Origin of the sequence: Pseudoalteromonas sp. MMG006 (genome assembly GCF_018101025.1) — a bacterium.
GTDB lineage: Bacteria > Pseudomonadota > Gammaproteobacteria > Enterobacterales > Alteromonadaceae > Pseudoalteromonas.
On record NZ_JAGJEJ010000051.1, the window covers coordinates 1 to 1,214 of the forward strand.

A 1,214-nucleotide genomic window follows, 5' to 3' on the forward strand; every position below is an offset into this window, starting at 1 on the left:
TAACAAGTGACTATGGTGTCAATTCCTAATTTTAAACCATTTTAGGATCCCACATGACACCATCCCTCACCATAGAATTTATGATCACTACCAGCTTTCGTATACACGCAATAATGGCTACTTTTTTAGGCTTTCCTGCTTTAACCATGCGTTGATAAAGGTCTTTAAATTTAGAGTTGCACTGAATGGCTGACATCATCGCCATATACATGGCAGTTCTTATTTTAGGTCGGCCGCCACGTATCATTCGCTTACCTTGATACACGCCACTTTCACGATTAAATGGGGCTACACCCACTAAAGAAGCGGCCTCTTTGTTGTTCACATAACCTAACTCAGGCATATCACTAAGCAAGTTAAATGCGACCACATTGCCAACACCAGGCACACTTTGGATAATGGCATTTTTTGCTTTGTATTCGTCACATTCTTCAATCAGTTTTTGAAGTTTTAAATCGACTTTATCTATTTGGTTTTTCAGTGCAGTTAAGATAGGTTTTATGAGTGACGATAGTGTTTTTGGCATTATTTGAGAGCGATTTTTTTCCATCGTTTGCATATCCATTAACTGGCGTCTTCTCGATAATAAATCGCTCATCAAGCGCATTTGCTCTGGCTTTAAAGATGATAAAGGCGGTTTAATCGCTTCACCAAAGTGAGCAATAAGTTGTGCATCAAGTTTATCCGTTTTTGCTTTTTGGCCGATAGCGCCTGCGAAGCGTTTTATGTTCACGGGATTAGCAATAACGAAGGGAATATTCGCCTCAGCGCAGGCTATAATAAAAGGCTGTTCAAGACGTCCAGTTGCCTCAATAATAACGCGTGTTACTGGGTGTTTTCTTAAGATTTGAATGGCGTGTTTAATGCCACTTTGATTGTTTTCTACAGTAAAGTAAATGTCTAAAGGCCTGATATAAATATCGAGTTGTGTTTTACCTGTATCGACACCGACATTAATTTCATTTTGATTATTTTTTGTATTCATAATAAGCTGACTCTGCCTTGCTATTCGGGCTCGAGGCCCCGTTGACTATCCGAGTTTAATGCTTGGAGTTTATACAGCGTTCTAACTTGTTACCGGTCTCTCAATAGAGGAGCCTACGCTCAATCGAACTACTGTATAAAAGGCTTTGGTTGCAGCCAAAGCTTGGGCCTCACATTACCCGAACTAGGTTAGAAAAATAATTAATTTATGGGGTTATTATCCATACAAG

General features: G+C 39.5%; 1 protein-coding gene. It reads right to left on the reverse strand.

The annotated features are described in order from the left end of the window. Nucleotides 1-31: 31 nt before the first annotated feature. The gene (locus J8L73_RS19135) at nucleotides 32-985 is read right to left on the reverse strand and encodes an IS110 family transposase (RefSeq protein WP_211019463.1); all 954 of its coding nucleotides are present in this window, start codon (nucleotides 983-985) and stop codon (nucleotides 32-34) included. Nucleotides 986-1,214: the final 229 nt, after the last annotated feature.

What these genes read in the sequence shown, in the direction of transcription:
- J8L73_RS19135 (WP_211019463.1), bottom strand. Translation starts at nt 985, where the DNA reads ATGAATACAAAAAATAATCAAAATGAAATTAATGTCGGTGTCGATACA.